Raw genomic sequence first — 6336 nt, 5'->3', positions numbered from 1 at the left:
CGCTCCGTGCGCGAACTGTTCACGAGAACACCGGGTCAGTCGGTGTCGGCGAGGGGATCGGTCAGGTGGGAACGGTCGTTCCAGAGATCGATCACCCGGTTCTCGCGCTTCCACCGGAGGATCGCGATCGAGCCGGTCGAGATCCGCAGGTGCCGCCCGTCCGCGATCGGGAGCCCGACCCAGCGCACGGCCATCGCGGTGAGCATGTGGCCGTGGCCGAACACGATCGAATCGAATCCGTCCGCGCACCGTCGTGTCGCGCGTTCGACCGCCGCGTCGGCGCGCTCGGAGACCTCCTCGGGCGATTCCCCGTTCGGTGCGCCGTCGACCCAGAGCTCCCAGCCGGGACGTTCGCGACGGATCTCCGCGGTGGTGACGCCTTCGTAGTCGCCGTAGTCCCACTCGAGCAGGTCGTCGTCGATCACCGGGTCGTCGAAGCCGGCCAGATGCGCCGTCGTGACGGCACGCTGCAGCGGACTCGACCCGGCATGGTCGAACCGCCGATGGCGGAGTCGCGCGCCGAGCAGCACGGCAGCGTCGCGCCCGGCGGCGGTCAGCTCGAGGTCGGTGCGTCCGGTGTGTCGGCCGCTGCGGCTCCACTCGGTCTCGGCATGTCGCGCGAGCACGATGCGCTGCGATCGTTCGATGGCGACCATGCCGCCATCGTCGCGCATCACGCGAGCGCGATGATCGCCTCGTGTTCGATGACCGCGACCGGGCGGCCGTCGGACCCGATGCGGACGTCGAGCACCGCCCGCTCACCAGCGCGACTGTCGATCCGCTCGACGACCACGGCGGTCGCGTCGACGTGCGATCCGATCTCGACGGTGTCGAGATGGGTGATCCGGCTCCGCACGTGGATCCATGATCCGCTCACCAACTGCTCGTGACAGAACTGGTTCGCGATCCGCGGCCACGCCGATGGGTGGGCGACCCGGTTCGCTGCATACAGCGGAGAGTCGTCGCCCGAGCGGATGCCGTAGTCGGACCACGACTCGTCGAGGAGCAGCTGGATCGGTTCGAGTTCCTCACCGGAACGCGACGGATCCGGTTTCGGGGCGTGCGGTGTGAACGTCGCCTCGGCCCGTCGTTGGCCGTCGACCTCCGCGGTCACCTCACCGTCGGCACCGACGACGCAGTCGACCAGGTCGCCGTCGAGTACCGGGTGCCGGAACCGCACGAACGCACCACCGGAGCGCACCCACTCGATGCCCCACGCGGTCGTGGGGAGGTGGGTCATCGCGGCGTACGTCGTGATCCCTGCGACCAGCGCGCCCGGGAAACCGGCGGCGCGGCCGCCTTCATCGGTGTGGATCGGGTTGTCGGCGTGCTCGGGAAGGTTGACCGCCGTGACCGACCAGGGCTGCATCTCCATGCGTCGAGTGTCGCGCACCGCAGGATTGGCCACCCGCGGCAGCGGGTACGCCGGGTCCATGACGAACCCAGCCACGAACGACGCGCAGGACATCACGATCGACGATCTTCGCGACCGGCTCAGCGGTGATCGGACGGCGATGCTCACGACGATCGACGAACGGGGCACGCTGTCGTCCCGACCGTTGACCGTGCAGACCTACAACGACCACGGGGACGTGTTCTTCCTGGTCGGTCGCGACGATCAGTGGGTGGGCGCCGACGGTGAGGCGGCGAACGCGTCGATCGTGGACGAGGGCGTCACGTGGGTGTCGATCGCCGGTCGGCTCCGCCTGTCCGACGACCCCAAACTGCTGGACGAGCTCTGGGACGATGCGTCGGCCGAGTACTTCCCCGACGGCAAGGATGATGCGATCGTGGCGTTCGTCCAATCGGACCGCTGGGAGTACTGGACGGCTCCGACTGCCGCGGTGCAGGTGTTCGAGTTCCTCAAGGCGAAGTTCTCCGACGAGCCGGTCGACCTCGCCTCCAGCGGCACGATCGAGACCTGAACGCTCAGGCCGTGACGGGGTCGACGGGCAGGAGCGGGTCGCCGGCGGCCTCGAGCTGAGCGGCGACGTCGAGACAACGGAGGTCGGTGAAGCGATCGCCGATCACCTGGATGCCGACCGGCAGTCCGTCCGCGAGGCCGTGTGGCGCGACCGCCGCGGGAAGCCCCAGGAAGTTCACCGGCAGGACCGGTCGCAGAGTGTCGCGGATCAGTTCGTCACCCTCGGTGAGGTCGGCCCCGTGCTCGAACGCCGGCATCGCCCACGTCGGTGACAGCACGATCGGATGATCGACGAAGAACTCCGCCCACAGGCGCATCGTCATCGAGCGCGCACCCTGCAGCATCGAGATGCTCTCGACGGTCGACTCGGGAGCGCCCCCCAGCAGGTTCGCGATGATCTCCTGCGCGGCCTCGCCCATCACCGCCTCGAGCAGCGGGCGGATCACCGCGATGTCCTGGATCAGGAGGGCGGCCCACATGTCGATCGTCTCGGCGTACATCGGCGGTGTCGCCTCGACGACGTCATGTCCCGCAGCGGCCAGCGTGTCGCCGGCGGACCGGACAGCGGCGGAGATCTCCGGATGCGTGGGGCCGCCGGGCGGTTCGGGCAGGACCGCGACCCGCAGTCGTTCTCCTTCGCCGAGAGCTGTCAGGTACACAGGGAGGCTCGCCGGGTCGCGGCGGTGCGGACCTGCGAGCACCTCGAGTCCGGCGCGCACGTCGGCGACCCGTCGGGCCATGACACCCTCGACCGCCATCTGCTGCGTCGACAGCGACGGATCCTCCGGCGGGAGCGACGACGCCGCGGGGACGACCCCGACAGACGGCTTGATCGAGGCGATGCCGCAACAGTGTGCGGGATTGCGCAGCGATCCGCCGATGTCGTTGCCGAGTCCGATCGGACTCATTCCGGTGGCGATCGCGGCGGCTTCCCCTCCACTCGATCCGCCCGCGGTCCGGCCCGGATGGTGCGGGTTCCGGGTGAGTCCGTGGAGCGACGAGTCGGTGTGGACCCGGAGTCCGAAGTCGGGCAGGTTCGTCCGTGCGAGTGGGATCGCTCCGGCCGCCTTCATCCGTTCGGTCACCGGCGCGTCGAGCGGTGGAAGCGCCTCGGCCATCGCCGCGACGCCCTGCGTGGTCGGGCTTCCGATGAGGTCGATGTTCTCCTTCACGGTGAACGGAACACCGTGGAACCGACCGAGTCGTTGTCCGTCGGCGACGGCGAGGTCGGCCGCGTCGGCGGCCTCGCGTGCCGAGTCGTCGAGCCGACGAACGACCGCGTTGACGTCGCCGTTGACCGCGTCGATCCGGGCGAGGTGGGCATCGACGACAGCTCGACTGGTCGTCTCTCCCGCCCGGATCATCGCGGCGAGGTCGAGGGCGGATCGTTCCCAGAGTTCCGTCATGGGACGATCATCGCCCGTCGCCCGGTTCGATTTCCAGCCCGGACGCGACGGGCGTGAACGATCAGTCGGTGGACGGTGCGACGAGTTGGACGTCCAGCTCGAGTGCGACCTTGTCGGAGATCATCACCTTGTCGCCGCCGAGCGCCATGTTGAACTCGATTCCGAAGTCCTTGCGCGACAGCGATCCGGTCGCCGAGAAACCGGCGCGTGTGCTCTGGTCGGCCGGGAAGACCGAGGTGCCGAAGAACTCGACGTCGAGTTCGACCGGCTTGGTCACTCCGTTGAGGGTGAGGTCACCGAGCAGTGTGTACTCCTCACCGTCGCCACGAATCTCCGTCGACGTGAAGGTCATCTGCGGGTTGGTGTCGGCGTTGAAGAAGTCGCTCGACTTGAGGTGGGCGTCGCGGTCCGAGTTCCCGGTGGCGACGGTGCCGAGTTCGATCTTGGCATCGACCTTGCTGCTCGCGAGATCGTCGCCGACGACGACCGTCGAGTCGACGCCGTCGAAGCGACCGCGCACCTTGGAGAGTCCGAGGTGACGCACCGTGAAGCCGACGGTGGTGTGCGATGGATCGGCGTTCCAGGTGCCTGGTGCGAGGGGAAGTGAGTTCGTTGTCATGACAACCATCCTATCGCGAGTATTTGCGTACGCAACTATTGCGAGATGACCGCGGACTCAGTTGCGCGGTACCTCGTTCCACGCGACCGACTTGTCGACGCGCGGCTCTCCGGGCAGGCCGAGCACCTGCTCGCCGAGGATGTTGCGCATGATCTCCGACGTCCCGCCCTCGATCGAGTTCGCCCGGACGCGCAGGAAGGCGTAGCGCAGGCCGTGTGCCGTCCCGGACACGTCGAGGTCCTCGGGGCGACGGAAGGTGTAGTCGTAGTCGATCAGGGCATCGGCGCCCATCAGGTTCATGCAGAACTCGTAGAGGCCCTTGTTGAGTTCGGAGTAGGCGAGCTTCGCGATCGACATCTCCGGACCGGGGTTGCCCGCCTTCGCGTTCTGCGCGGCGCGCATGTTGGTCAGGCGACCGACCTCGGCCTGGACCCACCAGTTCATGAGCGTGTCCTTGTCGGCCGCCGTCTGCTTCGACGGATCCATCGCCTGCCAGACCTCGACGGCGTCGTTGGCGGCACCGCCACGCTTGGGGGCGCCTCCGCCGCCACCGCCGATCGCGTTGCGCTCGTTCATGAGGGTGGTGAGGCTGGCCCGCCAACCTTCGCCGACGGCGCCGACCCGGTGCGCGTCCGGGACGCGGACGTCGGTCATGTACACCTCGTTGAACTCGGCCTCCCCGGTGATCTGCCGCAGCGGCCGCACCTCCACGCCCTCGGCGCGCATGTCGAGCGCGAAGTACGTCATCCCCTTGTGCTTCGGGGCGTCGGGGTCGGTGCGCGTCACGAGCATGCCGAAGTCGGCGAGGTGGGCGAGCGTGTTCCACACCTTCTGTCCGTTGACGATCCATTCGTCGCCATCGCGTTCGGCGCGGCAGCCGAGGCCGGCGAAGTCCGATCCGGCTCCCGGCTCGGAGAACAGCTGGCACCACTTCTCCTCGCCGGTGAACATCGGCCGGAGGAAGCGCTCCTTGACGGCGGCGTCGCCGTGGGTGGCGATCGTCGGCCCGGCGAGCGCCATGAAGAACGTGCGCGGGTCGGTCGGCTGCGCACCGGCCTCGCGCAGCCGTCGGTCGACCAGCCGATTCAGCTCCGGGCGCACGCCCAGGCCGCCATCGCCCTCGGCGAAGTGCACCCACGCCAGCCCGGCATCGAAGCGGGCGCCGCGGAACTCCTCGTTCTCCATCGAGCGCGGATCGTGCTCCGCGAGGAGCGCGTCGAGCGCGTCGTTCACGAGTTGGGTTTCGGAGTCGGTGGAAACGGGACGGTCCTCGAGAGCGGTCATGAGTCGATTCTCGCGCCGCCGTGGTCCTCCGGTTGAATTCGCCTCAGCGTGTGCGCGAAGGATCTGAACGGGTGTGCGCCACCGCTGGGCTGCTCGTCCCTCCGTGACGCTCCGCCGATTTCGATGGCCGCGTCATCCGTCGTCGGATGATCCTGCTCGACGGCGGCGGAGTCTGGTCACCAGGGGTGCACGTGACCGTCCCATCTGACGAACCGACCGGCCGCGGTTCAGCCGAGCACGAGAACGGCAACGGTCAGCACGACGGTCAGTGCCAGGAGCACGCCGGCAACGATGCCGAACCCCCAGAGCACAGGTCGCCGATACATCAGCGGGAGAGACCCAGGAAGCATCCGCTGGACCTCCGCGGGCGTACACGGTTCGTCGATCACCGTGGCGCCGATCCGTCGGGCGACCTCGAGGAGATCACCAGAGTTCCAATAGGTGCCGTTGACGCACAACGAGCGACCACGAACTGGCCGGACCATCAGCATCGGCGCGATACCGGCGTTGTACTGGGGAACCGACGCCAACAATGCCGCAGACGCTCTCACGTCGATGTCGCGGTCGCGGACGAGTGGGCCGCGCAGCTCGATCCTCCCCCGGGTCACCCGCAGGTACGTGGTGCGGAAATGAAGCGCCAGCAGCCCGAGCAGGCTTGCGACGACGGTGATCGTGCCGGCGACAGCGACGACGGCGCCGATGACCGAGTCAGCTCGCAGCGCCGCGACGGCGAGGCAGATCAGGATCGCTGGGACCAACACGCGCGCCGGCGGCAACCGCGCGAGGTACGTGGGGGCATGGGGACGGACGTCGAGGACGTCGTCGCCGACTACGGGGGGCTCGAACACGGTCCTCGACGGTAACCCCGAACTCCGCCGACTCGACGAACTACACCGCGTATGCCTGATCTGGTCGCCGCCGACTTGTGTCGTCCGGCGGTGCCGCCTACGAACTCTCTGTTCCGGACCTGAGGGTGGTGTCAGTGGACAACTTCCCGTACCTGTTGTCCTCCTTGGAGCGCGGAACCTCTGTCGACGTCTGGACTCCTTCACACCAGCCGAGACATCCCAGTCAGCCTGCGAGAGCCACACGCTTGACTCGGA

The 6336-nt window shown here is 68.2% G+C and carries 7 protein-coding genes; 1 reads left to right on the top strand and 6 read right to left on the bottom strand.

What is annotated here, in order from left to right:
- Window positions 1-35: 35 nt before the first annotated feature.
- Complete coding sequence (locus tag ON45_RS19260; protein ID WP_040496186.1) at window positions 36-656, bottom strand: histidine phosphatase family protein; 621 nt, start codon at window positions 654-656, stop codon at window positions 36-38.
- Window positions 657-673: 17 nt separating this feature from the next.
- Complete coding sequence (locus tag ON45_RS19255; protein ID WP_040496182.1) at window positions 674-1375, bottom strand: MaoC family dehydratase; 702 nt, start codon at window positions 1373-1375, stop codon at window positions 674-676.
- 58 nt (window positions 1376-1433) lie between these two features.
- Between ON45_RS19255 and ON45_RS19250 the strand changes: the two genes are divergently transcribed.
- Window positions 1434-1925: a pyridoxamine 5'-phosphate oxidase family protein gene (locus ON45_RS19250; protein WP_158412530.1), complete on the top strand. Its 492-nt coding sequence runs from the start codon at window positions 1434-1436 to the stop codon at window positions 1923-1925.
- Window positions 1926-1929: 4 nt separating this feature from the next.
- Here ON45_RS19250 and ON45_RS19245 read toward each other — a convergent pair whose 3' ends face one another.
- The 4 genes from ON45_RS19245 to ON45_RS19230 form a co-directional block, all read right to left on the bottom strand.
- The gene (locus tag ON45_RS19245) at window positions 1930-3330 is read right to left on the bottom strand and encodes an amidase (protein ID WP_040496178.1); all 1401 of its coding nucleotides are present in this window, start codon (window positions 3328-3330) and stop codon (window positions 1930-1932) included.
- 61 nt (window positions 3331-3391) lie between these two features.
- On the bottom strand, window positions 3392-3949 hold the full coding sequence (locus tag ON45_RS19240; RefSeq protein ID WP_040496175.1) for a YceI family protein: 558 nt from the start codon (window positions 3947-3949) through the stop codon (window positions 3392-3394).
- Window positions 3950-4006: 57 nt separating this feature from the next.
- A complete protein-coding gene (locus ON45_RS19235; protein WP_051063417.1) occupies window positions 4007-5233 on the bottom strand; it encodes an acyl-CoA dehydrogenase family protein in 1227 nt (408 codons plus the stop codon).
- A 227-nt stretch (window positions 5234-5460) separates the two neighbouring features.
- Window positions 5461-6081 (bottom strand): RlpA-like double-psi beta-barrel domain-containing protein, encoded by a 621-nt coding sequence (locus ON45_RS19230; RefSeq protein ID WP_040496174.1) that lies wholly within the window; start codon window positions 6079-6081, stop codon window positions 5461-5463.
- Between the last annotated feature and the right edge of the window lie 255 nt (window positions 6082-6336).

The organism is Ilumatobacter nonamiensis YM16-303, from assembly GCF_000350145.1.
GTDB classification, from domain to species: domain Bacteria; phylum Actinomycetota; class Acidimicrobiia; order Acidimicrobiales; family Ilumatobacteraceae; genus Ilumatobacter_A; species Ilumatobacter_A nonamiensis.
Note: the sequence above shows the minus strand (reverse complement) of the source record. Positions and strands in the feature narration are given on the sequence as shown.